The sequence below is a fragment of the Mesorhizobium sp. BR1-1-3 genome (assembly GCF_020165455.1).
Taxonomy (GTDB): Bacteria; Pseudomonadota; Alphaproteobacteria; order Rhizobiales; family Rhizobiaceae; genus Mesorhizobium; species Mesorhizobium ciceri.
The window spans coordinates 344,204-361,518 of record NZ_JAIUIC010000001.1 but is presented as its reverse complement, the minus strand read 5'-3'; the positions used below and the strand labels follow the sequence as shown (position 1 = coordinate 361,518).

The window sequence follows — 17,315 nt, the reverse complement described above, 5'->3', positions numbered from 1 at the left end:
TGGAATGGTTTACGCGGCTTTCCGGATCGCGCCGTCGGCCGCCTGTCGGATGGTTCCAATGTTGGTGCGGTAGGCCGCCTCGGCGCCTCCCTTGAACACGGCCGACCCGGCGACCAGCACATTAGCGCCGGCCGCGGCGACCAGCGGGGCGGTTTCGGCCGTGACGCCGCCATCGATTTCGATGTCAATCGGGCGGTGGCCAACCAATGCCTTGATTCGCCTGATCTTCTCGATGACCGCGGAAATGAAGGCCTGGCCGCCGAAGCCTGGATTGACCGTCATCAGAAGCACCAGATCGAGCCTGTCGAGCACATACTCGATGACGCTCTCCGGCGTCGAAGGATTCAGCGATACGCCGGCCTTCTTGCCGAGATTTTTGATCGCCTGCAGGGAACGATCGAGATGCGGCCCGGCCTCTGCATGCACCGTGATGATGTCGCAACCGGCGTCGGCGAAGGCGGCCAGATAGGGGTCGGCCGGCGCGATCATCAGATGGCAGTCGAAGATTTTGTCCGTTCGGTCGCGGATCGCCTTGATCACCGGCGGACCGAAGGTGATGTTGGGCACGAAGTGGCCGTCCATCACGTCGAGATGGATCCAGTCGGCACCCGCCCGCACGACAGCTTCGACCTCGTCGCCGAGCCGCGAGAAATCCGCGGAAAGCACGGAGGGTGCGATGATTGTCCCGGTGACCATGGTCGTCGTCTCCAATTCTGTCTGCGGTGTTGGTCGCTGCGCCGGCCGCTTCGTCCTGTCAGCGCATCTTCGTCTCCGGTTCGCCTTCCAGTTTCCCTTCCGCGAACACGCGGCTGCCGCGAATGTCGGATTCCTCGATGGTGATAAGATCGGCCTTGGTCAACACCCGGCTGCGCGATGCGAAAAGCCGGTTGGCCTGCCGCAGCCGCGCCCGGTCGAGCCCATTGCGAACCGAACGCGCGTTGGAGAAATGCGGCAGCCTCATGCGGATCGGAAGATACTCTTCGAGCGCCTGGGACGCCGCCTCGCTGAGGCGATAATTCTGCTCCGCGAGCATAATCTCGGCGATCGATTTCAGTTCGCTGACGCCATAGTCGGGGAAGTCGAGGTGGTGGGCGATGCGCGAACGCATGCCGGGATTGCTGTCGAAGAAGCGGTCCATCTTGTTCTTGTAGCCGGCAAGGATCACAACCAGATCGTCACGGTTGTTCTCCATGCACTGCAGCAAAATTTCGATCGATTCCTGGCCGTAGTCGCGTTCGTTCTCGGGCTTGTAGAGATAGTAGGCCTCGTCGATGAAAAGCACGCCCCCCATGGCACGCTTGATGACCTCGCGGGTCTTGGGCGCGGTGTGACCCACATACTGGCCGACGAGATCGTCCCGCGTCACGGCGACCATGTGGCCTTCGCGGACATAACCCAGACGATGCAGGATTTCGGCCATCCTCAGCGCTACGGTGGTCTTTCCGGTGCCGGGATTTCCGGTAAAGTTCATGTGCAGCGTCGGCGCGCCCGATGTCAGTCCGAACCTGCGGCGAAGCCGGTCGACCAGGAGGAGGGCGGCGATCTCGCGGATGCGGGTCTTGACCGGCTTCAGGCCAACGAGTTCTCGGTCGAGCTTGTCCATCACCTCGTCGATGTTGGACGCCTCGAACTCGGCCTGCAGATCAACCGTCGCGTCCTGTGCGGCAGCGTCCTTTGTCATCGCGTTCAGCATGGTTCGGCTAGCTCCGCTCGCCCTCGGGCCTGTCGGTCGCATAAGGCACGATCGAATAACCCTGGCTGCGGCCGTCACGCTCCTGGCGCAGCAGCCGGAACCCGGGTTCGCTGGGCGGCCGGTTGACAATGAACGACATGCGCGGCGCTTCCCAGCCCTTGGTCGAATCGAAGGCGGTTACCCGCACATACATGTTCGGACAGGCTTTCCGGCAAGCATTGACCTCGAGCAGTATGCCCGCCGGATCTTTCAAGTCGAACATCGGGTTGCCGTACATTTCCCAATAGGTGTTTCGCGGATGCGGATCGTCCGTGTACTCGACGCTGACCGCCCAATGGTTCTTCAGCGCGTATTTGATCTGCGCCGAAATCTGCTCGTCGGTCAGGTCGGGCAGGAACGAGAACTGCCCCTGTGTGACCTTGTTTCCCGGATTGGTCATCATGACGACGGTTCCTTTCGTCTAGAAGCTGGGCGTTGCGGTTGGCACGAAGTCGGCCGTGTCGGTCGATTCGTAGTTGAAGGTGACGTCCTTCCAGGTCTCCAGGGCAGCCTTCAGCGGCGTGCACCATCTGGCCGCCTGTTCGAGGATCTTGGTCCCTTCGCGCAAATAATCGCGCCCCTCGTTGCGGGCCAGGATCATCGCTTCCAAGGCGACGCGATTGGCCGTCGCGCCTGCTTGGATACCGTCCGGATGGCCGATCGTGCCGCCGCCGAACTGCAGGATGACGTCCTCGCCGAGATAGTGGATCAACTGGTGCATCTGGCCGGCATGGATGCCGCCCGAGGCAACGGGCATCACCTTGTTGAGGGAGGCCCATTCCTGATCGAAGAACAGCCCGGTTTCGAGGTTCTGCGGCGTGCGCTCCTCGCGCAGCGTGTCATAAAATCCCTTGATCATGAGCGGGTCGCCTTCCAGCTTGCCGACCACCGTGCCGGCATGGATGTGGTCGACGCCGGCCATGCGCATCCATTTGCAGATGACGCGGAAATTCATGCCGTGGTTCTTCTGGCGCGAATAGGTCGAGTTGCCGGCACGGTGCAGGTGCAGGATCATGTCGTTGCGGCGTGCCCACTTGGCCATCGACTGGATCGCCGTGTAGCCGATGACCAGATCGATCATCACAATGCAGGAGCCAAGTTGCTTGGCGAATTCGGCGCGCTCGTACATCTCCTCCATCGTGCCGGCGGTGACGTTGAGATAATGGCCCTTGACCTCGCCGGTGGCGGCCGACGCCTTGTTCACGGCCTCCATGCAGTAGAGGAAGCGGTCGCGCCAATGCATGAAGGGCTGCGAGTTGATGTTCTCGTCGTCCTTGACGAAGTCGAGGCCGCCCTTCAGCGCTTCATAAACGACGCGCCCGTAATTGCGTCCCGACAGGCCGAGCTTCGGCTTCGTCGTCGCGCCGAGCAGCGGCCGGCCGAACTTGTCGAGCCGCTCACGCTCCACCACGATGCCGGTCGCCGGCCCCTGGAAGGTTTTGAGATACGCCACCGGGATACGCATGTCTTCCAGCCGCAAAGCCTTGACTGCCTTGAAGCCGAACACATTGCCGATGATCGATGCGGTCAGGTTGGCGATCGAGCCCGGCTCGAACAGGTCGAGGTCGTAGGCGATGTAGGCGAAGTACTGTTGCTCGGTCTTGGTTCCGGGACCGGTGTTCGGCACCGGCTCGGATCTGAACGCCTTGGCGCGATAGAGCTCGCAAGCTGTCAGCCGGTCGGTCCACACCACGGTCCACGTCGCGGTGGAGGATTCACCGGCGATGGCGGCTGCCGCCTCCTCGTGGTCGACACCGGGTTGCGGCGTGATCCGGAACATGGCGATCAGATCGGTTTCCTTGGGCCTGTAGTCAGGCTCCCAGTAGCCCATCTTCTTGTAGGGGATGACCCCTGACTTGTAGCGCTCCTTGCCTTCCTTGAGCGTCCCCGCTGGCAGTATGTCGATCTTGTTCATGACAGGTCTCCTGTTTGTTGCTCAGGCGGCTTTCGCGGTTGCGATTTGGGGGTCGAGTTTTCCCGCGGCGTAACGTTTCGCCATCTCGTCCATGGCGATGACCTTGATCTTCGAGGCGTTGGACGCCGTGCCGAAACGCTCGAAGCGGTCCCGGCAAAGGTCGCGCAAGGCATCCATGGCGGGCTTCAGGAATTTGCGGGGATCGAACTCGCGCGGGTCTTCCGTCGCGACGCGGCGGAACTGCCCGGCCATGGCCATGCGGCAATCGGTGTCGATATTGACCTTGCGCACGCCGTAGCGGATGCCGCGCTCGATCTCCTCGACCGGGACGCCAAAAGTCTGGGGCATCTCGCCGCCGTATCTGTTGATGATGTCCTGCAACTCCTGCGGCACAGAGGAAGAGCCGTGCATGACCAGATGCGTGTTGGGCAGCTTCTCGTGGATCGCCTCGATCACCTGCATGGCCAGGATGTCGCCGTCCGGCTTGCGGGTGAATTTGTAGGCACCGTGCGAGGTGCCGCAGGCAATCGCCAGCGCGTCGACTTGGGTTGCGGTCACGAAGTCGACCGCCTGATCGGGATCGGTCAGGAGCTGGTCGTGGGAGAGCGCGCCCTCGGCGCCGTGGCCATCCTCGGCCTCGCCTTGGCCGGTTTCCAGCGAGCCGAGCACGCCCAGTTCGCCTTCGACGGAAGCGCCGACCCAATGCGCCATACGTGCGACGCGTTCGGTTATGGCGACGTTGTAGTCGTAGCTTGCCGGCGTCTTGGCGTCTGTCATCAAGGATCCGTCCATCATCACCGAGGTGAAGCCGTGGCGGATCGCGGAAAGGCAGGTGGCCTCGCTGTTGCCGTGGTCTTGATGGATGCATAGCGGGATGGTTGGGTGGATTTCGGTCAGCGCCTCCATCATCTTGGCCAGCATGATGTCGTTGGCATAGGACCGGGCGCCACGCGAAGCCTGGATGATGACAGGCGCGTCGCAGGCCTTGGCCGCTTCCATGATGGCGAGGCCCTGTTCCATGTTGTTGATGTTGAATGCCGGTACGCCGTAGCCGTGCTCGGCGGCATGGTCGAGAAGCTGGCGAAGGGTGATGCGAGCCATTGTGAATCCTCCTAGATGATGAGCTTCAGCGCCGCTGCAGCAACCGCTTCGGACGTTATGTTGAAATGCCGGTAGAGGTCGGGGGCAGGGGCGCTGGCGCCGAAGCCGGTCATGCCGACGAAAGCGCCGGTCTCGCCGATCCAGCGGTCCCAGCCCAGCCGGGCTGCCGCTTCGACCGCGACGCGCGGCGCCGAGCCGAGGACGGCCTTGCGGGTGGCGCTTTCCTGCTCCTCGAAAAGCTCCCAGCACGGCATCGACACGACGGCGGCGGCGACACCATGCTCGGTCTCCAGCCTTTCGGCGGCAGCAACCGCGATCTCGACCTCCGAGCCGGTGGCGATCAGGGTGACGGCACGGTGCTCGGCTGGTTCGCGCAGGACGTAGGCACCTTGGCGGGAGCGGTTCTCGTCACTGTGCGACCGACGCAGCATCGGCAGGTTCTGGCGCGACAGCACCAGGACGCTCGGCCGATCCTTGCTCTTCAGCGCGAGTTCCCAGCACTCCGCCGTTTCGATGACATCCGCCGGACGGAAGACGTTGAGATTAGGCGTCGCACGCAGCATCGCAAGGTGCTCGACCGGCTGGTGCGTCGGGCCGTCCTCGCCGAGACCGATGGAATCGTGTGTCATCACATAGATGACGCGCTGGCCCATGAGCGCCGAGAGCCGCATCGCGCCGCGCGCATAATCGGCGAAGCACAGGAACGTACCGCCATAGGGCACGAAACCTCCATGCAGCGCGATGCCGTTCATGGCGGCCGCCATGCCGTGCTCACGAATGCCGTAGTGAATGTAGCGGCCGGCATAGTCACTCGGCGCAATGCGGTTCATGCCCTTGGTGATCGTCAGATTCGAGTGCGTCAGATCGGCCGAGCCGCCGACGGTCAATTCCGTTGCGCCGTTGATGGCCTCCAGCGCCATTTCGGAGGCTTTTCGCGTCGCCACCTTGGTTGCCTTCTCGACATTTTCGCGACGAAAGGCTTCGAGCGCGTCGAAGACCGTGTCGGCCAGTTCGGCGGCGACGGCGTTTTCAAAAGCCTCGCGTCGCGGCGAGGCGGCAAGCCGCTGCTCCCAGGCGCGCCGCATCGCTTCGCCGCGACCGGCAATCTCGCGCCAGGCGAAAAGGATATCATCCGGCACCTCGAACGGCGCGTGGGCCCAGCCGATGTTTTCGCGTGTCGCGGCGATCTCTGCTTCACCCAGCGGTGCGCCGTGCGTCTTTTCCGAACCGCCGAGATTGGGGGCACCCATACCGATCACTGTGCGGCAGGCAATCAGCGATGGCCGATCCGACCGCCGCGCCGCCTCGATTGCCGCGGCGACTGCTGCCATGTCGTGCCCGGCGACACTTTGGACATCCCAGCCGGCGGCCTTGAAGCGCGCCGGCTGGTCCATCGACGTGGAGAGGGAGGTCGGCCCGTCAATGGAAATCGCATTGTCGTCCCAGAAGACGATCAGGCGGGAAAGCTTCAGGTGACCAGCGAGGTCTATCGCCTCGTGACTGATTCCCTCCTGAAGGCAGCCGTCGCCCGCAATCACATAGGTATGATGATCGACCAGATCGGCACCGTAGCGGGCGGCAAGCATGCGTTCCGCCAGCGCCATGCCGACCGCCGTGGAAATGCCCTGTCCAAGCGGTCCGGTGGTGGTCTCCACGCCAAGCGCATGGCCGTATTCCGGATGTCCGGCGGTGCGGCTGCCCAGCTGCCGAAATCGCTGCAATTCCTCGACCTGCATGTCTTCGTAGCCGAGCAGATGATGCAGCGCGTATTGCAGCATCGAGCCGTGGCCGGCTGAAAGCACGAAACGGTCACGGTCGGGCCAGTCCGGTCTCGACGGATCGATATTGATGAAGCGGTTGAACAGCACCGTTGCGACATCGGCCATGCCCATCGGCATGCCGGGATGACCCGAATTCGCCTTTTGGACGCTGTCCATCGCCAGCGCGCGAATGGCGTTCGCCATGTCGCGCTCCGAGACGGGAGCGGTTGTGGTGACGGGCTTCAGTGCTGTTTGGCTGGTCATTGCATCCTCCTCACGACACACGGCTCTTGCGTTCAACCAATTGCAGGATGAGCGGCGTCAGGATCAGCTGCATGGCAAGATCGAGCTTGTTGCCTGGCACCACGATGGAATTTGGCCGCGACATGAACGAGTCGTGGATCATCGACAGCAGATACGGAAAATCGATGCCGCGCGGATTGGCGAAGCGGATAACCAGCATCGATTCGTCGGGTGTCGGAATCCAGCGCGCGATGAACGGGTTGGACGTATCGACGATCGGCACGCGCTGGAAGTTGATGGCGGTCTGCGAGAATTGCGGGACAATGTAGCGGACATAGTCGGGCATCCGGCGCAGGATCACGTCCATCACCGCCTCGGTGGAATAGCCGCGTGTCGAACGGTCGCGATGGATCTTCTGGATCCATTCGAGATTGATGACCGGCACGACGCCGATCTTGAGATCCGCATGCTTGGCCAGATTGATCGTGTCGGTGACGACACAGCCGTGCAGCCCCTCGTAGAAGAGCAGGTCGCTGGGAGCGAATTCGCGCCATTCGGTAAAGGTTCCCGGTGGCGTGCCGTGCTGCTTTTCCTCTTCCTCATCATGAATGTAGGTGCGGGTCTTGCCGGTTCCGCGGCGGCCATATTCCGCGAACACCTCTTCGAGAATTCCGAGTTCGTTGGCCGCGGCATTGAAATGGGTGAAGTTCGGGTTGCCGGCCTTTTCCTCCTCGGCCACCTTTGCCTTCATCGCCGCGCGGTCGTAGCGGTGAAATGCGTCGCCTTCGATGAAAGCGGCCTCGATGTTCTCGCGCCGGAAAATCAGCTCGAAGATGCGCTTGACCGAGGTCGTGCCGGCGCCCGACGACCCGGTGATGGTGATGATGGGGTGCTTGGCTGACATGGTGCAGCTCAGGCTCTGAACAGGCCGCGGCGGCTGAACAGCGGCGCACGCTCACCGATGTTGCTCGGCTCTGTGTGGTAGCGCGTGATGCGCGCGACTTCCCGCGCCGACCCGAAGATCATCGGCACGCGCTGATGCAGGCTCTCGGGCTCGATTTCCAGGATGCGGGTGATCGCGTCGGTGGCGGCACCACCAGCCTGCTCTATGAGATAGGCGATCGGGTTGGCCTCGTAGACGAGGCGCAGCCGTCCCTGACCATAGCCCTTGCGCCGATCGCCGGGGTAGAGAAAAACGCCGCCGCGCATCAATATGCGGTAACAGTCGGCGACCAGAGAGGCGATCCAGCGCATGTTGAAATCCTTCTCGCGCGGTCCTTCGGTGCCCTCCAGGCAGTCGTCGACATAGAGCCGCACAGCCTCGTCCCAGTGCCGGTAGTTGGCGGCGTTGATGGCGAACTCCTGAGTGCGTTGCGGAATGATCCGGCTTTCATAGGCCTGGACGAAGGTGCCGAGCCTTGTCGAGAAGACGAAGACATGCGTGCCGCTGCCGAGCGACAGGACGAGTGCCAGCTGCGGCCCATAGATGAAGAAACCGGCGCCTAGCTGGTTCACGCCCGCCTGCAAGAAAGAGGCAGCCGGATCAGCGTCCGGCGCGCCAGTTGCGGTCAGGAGCGAGAAGATCGTTCCGATCGACACGTTGGTGTCGATGTTGGAAGAGCCGTCGAGCGGGTCGATCGCAATGGCGAGTGGCGCTTGCCTGTCGAGCAGGACTGGCTGCTCCAGCTCCTCGGAGGCGTAAAGCGCCACCGGCGCACGGCGCATGGCGTCGAGGAAGATGTCGTCGGAGAAGACGTCGAGATCCTTCTGGACGTCGCCGTCGGCATTGGCGCCACGGGTCTCGGCAAAGGCGGCGCCGAGCACCCCTTGGTTGATGGTGTTGCGGACCTTGATGGCGGCCTGTGTCAACTGACGAACGGTCGTCACAACGGCCGAGCGGAATTCGTCTGGCTGGCCGAGATAGGAGTTCAGAAAAGCGTCGAGCGTTGCCGCTGGCATCGTAACCTCCCCTCCCGCCGCATCTCCTCGGAGCGGCTGGACTGGAGGAATGGAAACAAACGTCGCACGATAAGTAAAATTCAATAACTTTACCTAGTCAGTAAAAATAATTTAGTATGCGACATGAGAAATCTCACGCTCAAGCATTTCAAGACCGTCCAGGCAATCATCAAGTGCGGCAAAATTGTCAGCGCAGCCAAGATGTTAGGCCTGTCTCCTCCAGCGCTCACAATCCAACTGCGACAAGTGGAGGAAGAATTCCAGCTGGCTCTGTTCGACCGAACGTCGGACGGCATGCGTCCCACTGCCGCAGGTCTGGCTTTCGTCGAGACAGCGCAGGCTATCGAGGAGCATCTCGGTTTGCTCGAAGACAAGATGGATGCCATCAAGGGCGTACGCACCGGCAGCTTGAGGCTCGGCGTCGTCTCCACAGCCAAATATTTCGCGCCGCGGCTGATGGCTGCGTTCATGAAGGACCATCCCGACATCGACATGCGGCTTGCCATCGGCAATCGTGCCCAGACGATCGACAACCTCAGGAACCACGACATCGATATCGCGCTGATGGGGCGTCCGGCGAAAGAGGTTCCGGTGCGTGCTTCGGTCTTCGGTGATCACCCGCTGGTCATCATCGCGCCGCCCGACCATCCCTTGGTGGCGGCGCGCGATATCTCCAAGGAGCGGATTGCCGAGGAGCATTTCCTTATTCGCGAGCCCGGCTCCGGAACCCGTATCTCGTTGGAAATATTCCTGAGCGACGTGCCTGGGCGCATCGACGACCTCGGTGTCGAGATGGCCTCGAACGAAACGATCAAGCAGGCGGTGATGGCTGGTCTGGGCATCGCCTTCATCTCTGCTCACACCATCGCTGCGGAAACCGAGGCAGGCCGGCTTGTCATCCTCGACGTTGTCGGCATGCCGATCCGCCGACAATGGTTCTCGGTGATGCGAACCGATCACGCAATCTCGCCGGCGATGGCCACATTCAACGATTTCCTGATGCGCAAGGGCGCAATGTACCTGCCCCTTTTCGGAAAGCTGTATCCAGACAAGGCTGGATGACACTGCACGAGCGCAACGGATGAAAGTCCGGTGGAGAACGCCCGCGCTCGTTGGTATTATATAAGCGATATGTTATGTTGCAGTGCGAAAGAGCGGGGGCCACGTCCTTTCACACCGTAAGCGATCTGTATGTGTAACCCCTGCAGACTGTTCGGAACTCTCCCAAGTATGGGTTCGGGAATTCGATGGGGAAAAGGGGTAATGCTTTACACACTCGTTATGATGGTCTGCCTGACGGATGGACCGCGGACCTGCGAACAACGCGAGGAAATGGTAGACGGTCTGGCGATGAATCCCGGGACTGCCTTCATGCAGGCGCAGCCGCTGGTGGCAAGGTGGATCGAGACGCATCCCGGTTATTTCGTGCAGCGCTGGCGTGTGCTCCCCGGAAGAGAGTCGTGAGACAGGCGGCCAAGGTCTATTTCTTCACGATGAGCGTTTCCGAGACAGTCTTCGACAACTGGTAAAGCCGCTGCTCGATTACCGTCGGCACATCGCAGACATAAGTCAGCGACTGGACGCGTTCGTTGAAAATTCGCGTCGCGAAATTCAGTTGATCGGTTCGCCGTTCTACTTCGTCCGGATCCGCATCGGCCTTGGCGCGCAGCGCGTCCACTTCGGATGCTTCCTTGCGCAACTGTGCCGCCATTTCCAGCTGTTTGTGGGCATAGCGGGAGATGCCGGAGATCACGTGCGAACGCTCGGCGTCCATGTGATCGAACATTCCCTGCACCAGCATCGTCATTTTGGTTGCGACCTGCTCGGGCGGTAGGGAAGTCGCGAAATCCTTGATCTCTTTCTGGGCTTGTGCAATCGGCGTCCGCCGGGCCGCCACAGCATCGACAAGCGCTGACACGCCTGGATCCTTCGCCCAATCCTTCGCGGTCGCCGGAAGCTCCGGCCCATTCCAGATCTGGCCAAGCGAGAGCTGTGGCACCTTACGCTGCATGCAGGGCCAGTCGGGATCGGTGTTTGCCGCGCCGGCGCCCCCCATCGACGCAAGCGTGGTGACCAGAACCAGAGTGTGAACAAGTCTCATTCGCGCCATCAGGCGGTTCCTCCCATGTCCTGTTTGCGGATCACCAAACCGCGCGAAGGGTCGTATGCGATGATGGCGCCGCCCAGGAACAGCAGCGTGCAGCCGGCGACGACGCCCAGCGACAGCCATTCGATCTGCCCGTAGAAGGCAAAACGGATCAGTTCGACGGCATAGGTGAACGGGTTGCAGAGGCAGATCTTGTAGAGCAGGGGGCTCGCCTCCTGGATGCGCCACAAGGGATACAGCGCCGGAGACGCGAAATAGCCGGGAAAGATGACGAAGTTCATGATGCCGGCGAAGTTTTCAAGCTGCTTGATCAGCGAAGACAAGAGCATGCCGAGCGCGCAAAGCATCATGCCCGACAGGAACAGTGCCGGCAGAACATAGAGATAGCCGAGTGGCGGCGCTTTGACGCCCCACAACCAGGCAACGATCAGGAACGCGTAGACCTGCACGATCGATACGGCCACACCGGCCAGCATCTTCGACACCAGCAGGAACCAGCGCGGAAACGGGCTGACCAGCAGGATGCGCATGTTGCCCATCTCGCGGTCGTAGACCATCGACAGTGAAGACTGCATACCGGAAAACAGCAGGATCATGCCGCAAAGGCCCGGCGTGATATAGACCTCGTAGAGCACATAGGTCTTGTAGGGCGGGATGATCGACACGCCAAGCACCTGGCGAAAGCCGGCCGCGAAGATGAACAGCCAGACCAGCGGCCGGACCAGCGAGGAAATGAAGCGTTCGCGCTGGTGCAGGAAGCGCAGGCACTCGCGCAGGACGACGCCTTTCAGGCAAATGAGATAGTGGCGCAGGCCGAATGGCTCGGACCGCACCGGCATGATGCCGGCGACCTTTCCGGGCATCGAAGGGGCGCTCATGGCGACGTCTCCGTCATGCCCGCCGCATCGACGCGGCTGAGCTTCGAAAAGGTTTCGCGAATCGAACTTCCGCCGTTCGCACGGATCACATCCGACACCTTGCCGCTGGCGACCAGGTCACCCCGCCGCAGTATGACGACATGGTCGGCGTCTTCGACTTCGTCGATCAGATGCGTGGCCCAGAGCACGCCGATGCCCTCTGCTTGGACGAGCTTGCGGATGGTGGCGAGGATGCCCGCACGAGATTCGATATCCAGGCCGACGGTCGCCTCGTCAAGCAGGAGCAGGGAAGGTCGGTGCAGCAGCGCCCTGGCGATTTCGATGCGCCGCATCTGACCGCCGGAGAGGCTGCGTGCCTTGTCATGCTGGCGGCCCTGCATGTCGACCGTTTCCAGCAGCGCGGCAATGCGCTGGCGAGCTTCGCGTCCGCCAATGCCATGCAACGAGGCATGGTAGGAGAGATTCTGGTAGACGCTGAGGTCGAGATCGAGCGTGCGTGCCTGGAACACGATGCCGACCCGCCTGAGTGCTTCGCCGGACGCGCGGCGAATGTCATGGCTGAAGATGCGGATCGATCCGTGACGCGTGTCGTAGAGGTGGCTTATCAGTGAGAACAGCGTCGTCTTGCCGGCCCCGTTGAGGCCGAGCAGAACGGTGAAAGTCGCCGGCGCGATCGAGAAGGAGACGTCGTTGAGCGCCCGCTTCTGGCCATAGGAATGGCTGACGGCTCGGACATCGAGCGCCGCCACCTCGTCTCCCGGTCCGCTTGTCCTCATATGCTGCATGCCGGATCGCTCCTTCAGGACGCGTTGGCCTATTGGCGCCCCTGATCGCCTTTTGTCTTACTTGATCGTAATCTTGCCCTTCAGTCCCTTGTCGGCAAGGTCGGGAACCGACCAGGTATATTCGCCCGGGCGAACGGTATGGAACTGCACCTGGATCGTTCCCGCGTCGTCGAATTCCAGCCAGGCCGGTCCGCCGTCCATATGCACTTCCAAATCGTTGATGACGATCTGGTCCATCCAGACATTGCGGAAGAGATCGGTCACGAACTTGTACTCGAAACCGCCCTTGGACGTGATCTTCCAGCGATAGCCCTGGCCGGCGATCAGCTCGAAGTCCTTCTGATTGACCGCATAGGTGGAATCGGCCGAACCGATAATCAATTCCGGCAGGTTCTTGCTGGCACGCGACGGTTTTGACGTCGCATCGTCGGCGTTTGCTACGATCGGAGCAAGGACAAATCCGGCGAGCGCGGCGAAGAAAAACCTACGGCAAAGTTTCATGTCTTGAGCCTCCCGATGATCAATGTCTGCTATTTGGGCGAAATGACCACACCCCAGGGCTGCTGGCCCACAGTGAGCGATTGGACCGGCTCGTCGGTGGCCGTGTCGATGAAGGTGATATCGTTGGAATTGCCATTCGTGGTGATCAGCGTTTTCTGGTCGGGCGTGAAGGCCAGATGCCAGACGCGCTGGCCGACGAGGATGTATTTTTCCACCTCATAAGTGTCGGTATTGATCACCGCGACATGGTTCGCCGGGCCGAGCGCGACATAGGCTTTCTTGCCATCGGCGCTGATGGCGATGCCTACCGGCTGGATGGTTTCGGCCCGCAGTCCCTGAATCGCGAACTGGATCTTCTTCACCACTTCGCGTTTGGCGTTGTCGATGACGCTGACGGTGCCGCCGACCTCGGCGCTGACCCAGACCTGCGAACCGTCGGGCTTGAATTCGGCGAAGCGCGGGCGCGTGTCGACCAGCACATTGTCGGTCACCTCATGCGTGCCGGTGTCGATGAAATGCGCCATGCTGGTGGTTTCCGAGGTGTTGACCATGGTCTTGCCGTCGGGGCTGACACCCATGCCTTCCGGCTCCACGCCGACTGGTATCTCGGCCAGGACCTGCTTGCTTTCGACGTCGATGGCGGTGACGAGATTGTCGTCCTCATTGGCGACATAAAGCGTCTTGCCGTCGGGCGAGAGGACGAACAATTCGGGATCGGGGCCGGATGGCAGCGTACCGACGATTTCAAGTGTCGCGGTGTCGATGATTTGGATCGTGTCGTCATCGCTGGCGCATAGATAGACGAATTTGCCGTCATGCGAGATGGTGATGCCGCGAGGTCTCTGGCCGACTTCGACGGTCTTCACCACCTGCATCGTCGCCGTGTCGACGACGGTTATCGTGTTGTCCTTCTCGTTGGACACGTAAGCCGTATAGGCCGATGCCGGGCTGGCCGTGAAGCCGGCCGCGAGAATGGCGAATGCGCAAGCTCGTTTCTGCACGCAAATTCCTCCCGATTGACTCTACTTGAGAGCGCATTTCGTTTCCGGCTGATCGACACCGAGAGTGTCGAGTTCGGAGACCTGGTGAAGATAGCCCTCCTGTGGCGATGTCGAGACGACCGACTTGGTATCGCCAAGCAAGATCGGCTGGCGAAGCTGGAGGTTCCATTTGCGGAAGGTCAGCTTCTGCCCCTTGAAAGCAGCAACCGAAAAATCGTCAGAGCGTATATAGTCGCTGATCTTTTTCGCATCGTCGCCCTTGGTGCGCGTGGTTGCCTCGCCGACCGCACGCACCGCGGTCCAGGCCGACATGTCTTTGGAGAGCATCCGCCGGCTCGTCGTCTTCAGGAAGCGGCTCTGCATCTGGATGCCGCCCCATTGTTCGCTGGCGGGATGCCATGACGATGCAACCAGACCGGCCGTGCCGGCGACCAGCCGCGGCGTCCAGGTGCGGTAGGGCACGTAGGTGCCGAAAACCTCGCTTTCGTCGGCGACAAGCACCACGTCGTGCTCCGGGAGGTCTTGCGTGAACACGGAAATCTGCTGCTGTATCTGCGTGGCGCCGGTGTCGGTGCGCCTGGCTGTGCCGGTATCCTTGAATTCCTTCTCGGCGACGATCTGGCCGCCGAAGCGGGTTGCCGCGCGGCGCAGCGCATCGGCGTAGAGATGGTCCTGTTCATGTGATCCATAGAGCAGCACCCAATTCGGCCACTTCTTCACCATGAGATACTGCGCCAGCGCGTCGGCCAGCATGCTGCGCGTCGGCGCGATATGGAAAACGTTGATGCGGCAGTCCTCCTCGCGAAGGCTGTCGTCGGTGGCGCCGACGTTGAAGATCAGCACGCCTTTGTCGCGGGCGATGTCGGCGATCGACAGCAATTGTTTGGCTGAAAGATCGGCGACCACATAGCGGTCGCCCTTGGCGATCATGCCTTCGAATGCCTGAACCGCGTCGCCGTCGGGCTTGACCTCGGTCACGTCGAGGCTGAATTTCTGGTTGGTGAACTTTCCCGTCGTGTTGTTGTCGCCGATCGCCACCTCGGCGCCGGCGACACCTTCGTCACGTGGCGGCAGGTCGAGCATGGAAAGCGTCAATTGCGGTGCGTAGGCCCGCAAATAGCCTATCTTGATTTCAGTTATCTTTTTTTCCGGCTTCGCCACCGTTTCCTGGCCTGTCGCGTCGGAAACGTTGACGGTCAGGGAAAAAAAGCACAAAAAGGCAGCGAGAGTGCCTGGCACCGCGCTCGTCATCGATAGTAATTATCCATTCTTGCGCAGAGGTTCGACGGTTGCCGGACCCGCGCCAAGTCAAGGTGCCCATGATCAACTTAGCCGACCCGCAAAATTTATCAAACCCTATAGGACGACTTTTCGCGCCTGCCAGAACGGTGCGGAAGGTCGCCAGCATCGATTCGCATGGCAACACCGGCGAGACGTGGCGCAGGGGGATCGGCCGCCTCTATAAAGGCGTCTTGTCCTCCAAACTGGAGAAACTGTTCAAATGACCAGAATGCTGGCAAGCGTCACCGGCATCGAAGAGGCGGAGATCGCTCTTTCTGGAGGTGTCGATATCGTCGACCTGAAGGACCCGAAGGCGGGAGCCCTGGGCGCGGTGTCCATGGAAACTATGCTCCGAACGATCTCTTTCATCGCGGGTCGGGCTCCGGTCAGCGCTGTCTGCGGCGACCTGCCGATGGAACCCGAAACGATCCGCATCAAGGCCGAAGAGATCGCGGCGACCGGCGTCGACTATGTGAAGATCGGATTTTTTCCTTCGGCAAATATCTCTGCCTGCGCACAGGCGCTTGAACCGCTCGCCGCACGAACGAAGCTGATTGCCGTGCTGTTTGCCGATCTGGCGCCGGACTTCGAGCTTCTGCCGATGTTCGCCAGGCATCGCTTCCACGGCGTGATGGTTGATACCGCGCAAAAGGGGAAGGGCCGGCTGCTCGATCATCTGCCGCCGGAGCGTATTCCGGGATTCGTCGATCGAACGAAATCGCTCGGTCTGATGGTCGGCCTGAGTGGATCGCTGGAAGCTCCGGATATTCCGCGCCTATTGCCTTTCGCTCCCGATTTTCTCGGCTTTCGGGGGGCGCTGTGTGGCCATTCCGGTCGCACGAGTTCGATCAGCGCCGAGGCGGTCTCGCAGATTCGCGAGTTGATTCCAGCGGAATCCGGGACCGGCGATCAATCGAGTATCGACTATCGCCTGTTGGCAGCGAGAGGCTATTCGCCGGACACCGACCCGACACTGGGCACGGACAGGATTTTTGTGCGGGATTTTGTTCTGCCGGTCCAGATCGGTGCCTACAGCTTCGAGCATGGCCATACTCAAAAAGTGCGCTTTGATGTGATCGCCGACGTGCTGCAAATCACCGACCATCCCGAGGACATGCGCCATGTGTTCTCCTACGACATCATCATGGACGGCATTCGCACCATCATCGCGCGGGGCCATATCCAGCTCAGCGAGGCTTTGGCCGAGCAGGTGGCAGCGCACGTGCTGGAGAACCAGCGTGTCGTGCGCGTCACGGTTAGGGTGGAAAAGCTCGAGCTCGGCCCTGGCGGCGTCGGCGTTGAGATCGAACGCAAGCGCCAATCGGCGGGACGCGGTGCTGCCTCCGGCATTGCTGGCCGAAAAGACCGAAGCGTTGTTTTCCGGCCGCGCCAGGAGCGCCCCGAAATGCTTCGACGGGCCATCGTCAAGCTTGGCGGCAGCACGGCCCATGCGGCGGAGATGAAGAGCTGGATCGCAGCGCTGGCGGGTTCCAGGCTGCCGATCGTCATCGTGCCCGGCGGCGGGCTCTTTGCCGATCATGTGCGCGAGACGCAGACCAGCATGGATTTTTCCGACACCGCCGCTCATGCCATGGCGATCCTGGCCATGGAGCAGTTCGGCCATGTCATCCTCGACCGGGACGAAAGGCTGGCGCCGGCACGGTCGCTGGACGAGATCGGGCGAGTGTTGGAGGCGGGGAAGGTTCCGGTGTGGCTGCCGTCGTCACTGGCACTGGCGGCGCTGGATGTTCCGGCCTCCTGGGACATTACCTCCGATTCTCTGGCCGCCTGGCTTGCCGGCAAGCTTGGCGCAAACGCGCTGTTGCTTGTCAAGCAGACCGGTGCATTCTTCGACAGCGATACCGCTGACAGCCTGAGGGCCCGAGGCATTGTCGACCCAGGCTTTGCCGCCATGCTGCCCGACGGCATCGATTTCCATCTCGCCGGTCCGAAGGATGCTGCCGGGGCCGGCGCGATGCTCGCGTCGGGCAAGCTGCCCGGCATCCGGATAGTGGCTTCAACAGGGTCGTCGGCAAAGAAGGCGGGATAGCC

17 protein-coding genes are annotated in these 17,315 nt (G+C 61.5%); 3 read left to right on the top strand and 14 right to left on the bottom strand.

What is annotated here, in order from left to right; genetic code table 11:
• Positions 1-9 precede the first annotated feature (9 nt).
• From rpe to LB559_RS01725, 8 genes are read right to left on the bottom strand one after another with little or no spacing between them, the layout of a single operon-like run.
• Positions 10-696: a ribulose-phosphate 3-epimerase gene (gene rpe / locus LB559_RS01760; RefSeq protein WP_224672918.1), complete on the bottom strand. Its 687-nt coding sequence runs from the start codon at positions 694-696 to the stop codon at positions 10-12.
• A 58-nt stretch (positions 697-754) separates the two neighbouring features.
• Positions 755-1,693: a CbbX protein gene (cbbX, locus tag LB559_RS01755; RefSeq protein WP_013532058.1), complete on the bottom strand. Its 939-nt coding sequence runs from the start codon at positions 1,691-1,693 to the stop codon at positions 755-757.
• A gap of 7 nt (positions 1,694-1,700) precedes the next feature.
• Positions 1,701-2,135 carry a ribulose bisphosphate carboxylase small subunit gene (locus LB559_RS01750; protein WP_013532057.1) on the bottom strand — a complete coding sequence of 145 codons (435 nt, stop codon included), beginning with the start codon at positions 2,133-2,135 and terminating at the stop codon, positions 1,701-1,703.
• Positions 2,136-2,153: 18 nt separating this feature from the next.
• Positions 2,154-3,647 (bottom strand): ribulose-bisphosphate carboxylase large subunit, encoded by a 1,494-nt coding sequence (locus LB559_RS01745; protein WP_013532056.1) that lies wholly within the window; start codon positions 3,645-3,647, stop codon positions 2,154-2,156.
• 21 nt (positions 3,648-3,668) lie between these two features.
• On the bottom strand, positions 3,669-4,748 hold the full coding sequence (gene fba, locus LB559_RS01740) for a class II fructose-bisphosphate aldolase (protein ID WP_224672917.1): 1,080 nt from the start codon (positions 4,746-4,748) through the stop codon (positions 3,669-3,671).
• A gap of 11 nt (positions 4,749-4,759) precedes the next feature.
• Positions 4,760-6,772: a transketolase gene (gene tkt / locus LB559_RS01735; protein ID WP_224672916.1), complete on the bottom strand. Its 2,013-nt coding sequence runs from the start codon at positions 6,770-6,772 to the stop codon at positions 4,760-4,762.
• Between the two features lie 10 nt (positions 6,773-6,782).
• Positions 6,783-7,655 (bottom strand): phosphoribulokinase, encoded by an 873-nt coding sequence (locus LB559_RS01730; RefSeq protein WP_013532053.1) that lies wholly within the window; start codon positions 7,653-7,655, stop codon positions 6,783-6,785.
• A gap of 8 nt (positions 7,656-7,663) precedes the next feature.
• Positions 7,664-8,710, bottom strand: a complete 1,047-nt coding sequence (locus tag LB559_RS01725; RefSeq protein WP_013532052.1) for a class 1 fructose-bisphosphatase — start codon at positions 8,708-8,710, stop codon at positions 7,664-7,666.
• Positions 8,711-8,833: 123 nt separating this feature from the next.
• Here LB559_RS01725 and LB559_RS01720 point away from each other — a divergent pair, with 123 nt between their 5' ends.
• Entirely contained in the window at positions 8,834-9,772 is a 939-nt protein-coding gene (locus tag LB559_RS01720; RefSeq protein ID WP_063172003.1) for a LysR family transcriptional regulator, read from the top strand.
• Between the two features lie 201 nt (positions 9,773-9,973).
• A complete protein-coding gene (locus tag LB559_RS01715; RefSeq protein ID WP_013532050.1) occupies positions 9,974-10,174 on the top strand; it encodes a hypothetical protein in 201 nt (66 codons plus the stop codon).
• 16 nt (positions 10,175-10,190) lie between these two features.
• Here LB559_RS01715 and LB559_RS01710 read toward each other — a convergent pair whose 3' ends face one another.
• The 6 genes from LB559_RS01710 to LB559_RS01685 all read right to left on the bottom strand — a co-directional run bounded on the left by LB559_RS01710 (position 10,191) and on the right by LB559_RS01685 (position 15,233).
• Positions 10,191-10,721: a hypothetical protein gene (locus LB559_RS01710; protein ID WP_224672915.1), complete on the bottom strand. Its 531-nt coding sequence runs from the start codon at positions 10,719-10,721 to the stop codon at positions 10,191-10,193.
• 98 nt (positions 10,722-10,819) lie between these two features.
• Positions 10,820-11,656, bottom strand: a complete 837-nt coding sequence (locus LB559_RS01705; RefSeq protein WP_224673100.1) for an ABC transporter permease — start codon at positions 11,654-11,656, stop codon at positions 10,820-10,822.
• Positions 11,657-11,691: 35 nt separating this feature from the next.
• The gene (locus LB559_RS01700) at positions 11,692-12,480 is read right to left on the bottom strand and encodes an ATP-binding cassette domain-containing protein (protein ID WP_024504382.1); all 789 of its coding nucleotides are present in this window, start codon (positions 12,478-12,480) and stop codon (positions 11,692-11,694) included.
• A 57-nt stretch (positions 12,481-12,537) separates the two neighbouring features.
• Complete coding sequence (locus tag LB559_RS01695; RefSeq protein WP_013532046.1) at positions 12,538-12,981, bottom strand: hypothetical protein; 444 nt, start codon at positions 12,979-12,981, stop codon at positions 12,538-12,540.
• Positions 12,982-13,010: 29 nt separating this feature from the next.
• Complete coding sequence (locus tag LB559_RS01690; protein ID WP_224672914.1) at positions 13,011-13,982, bottom strand: YVTN family beta-propeller repeat protein; 972 nt, start codon at positions 13,980-13,982, stop codon at positions 13,011-13,013.
• Between the two features lie 21 nt (positions 13,983-14,003).
• A complete protein-coding gene (locus LB559_RS01685) occupies positions 14,004-15,233 on the bottom strand; it encodes an ABC transporter substrate-binding protein (protein WP_027162614.1) in 1,230 nt (409 codons plus the stop codon).
• 250 nt (positions 15,234-15,483) lie between these two features.
• Here LB559_RS01685 and LB559_RS01680 point away from each other — a divergent pair, with 250 nt between their 5' ends.
• A complete protein-coding gene (locus LB559_RS01680; RefSeq protein WP_224619560.1) occupies positions 15,484-17,313 on the top strand; it encodes a (5-formylfuran-3-yl)methyl phosphate synthase in 1,830 nt (609 codons plus the stop codon).
• Positions 17,314-17,315: the final 2 nt, after the last annotated feature.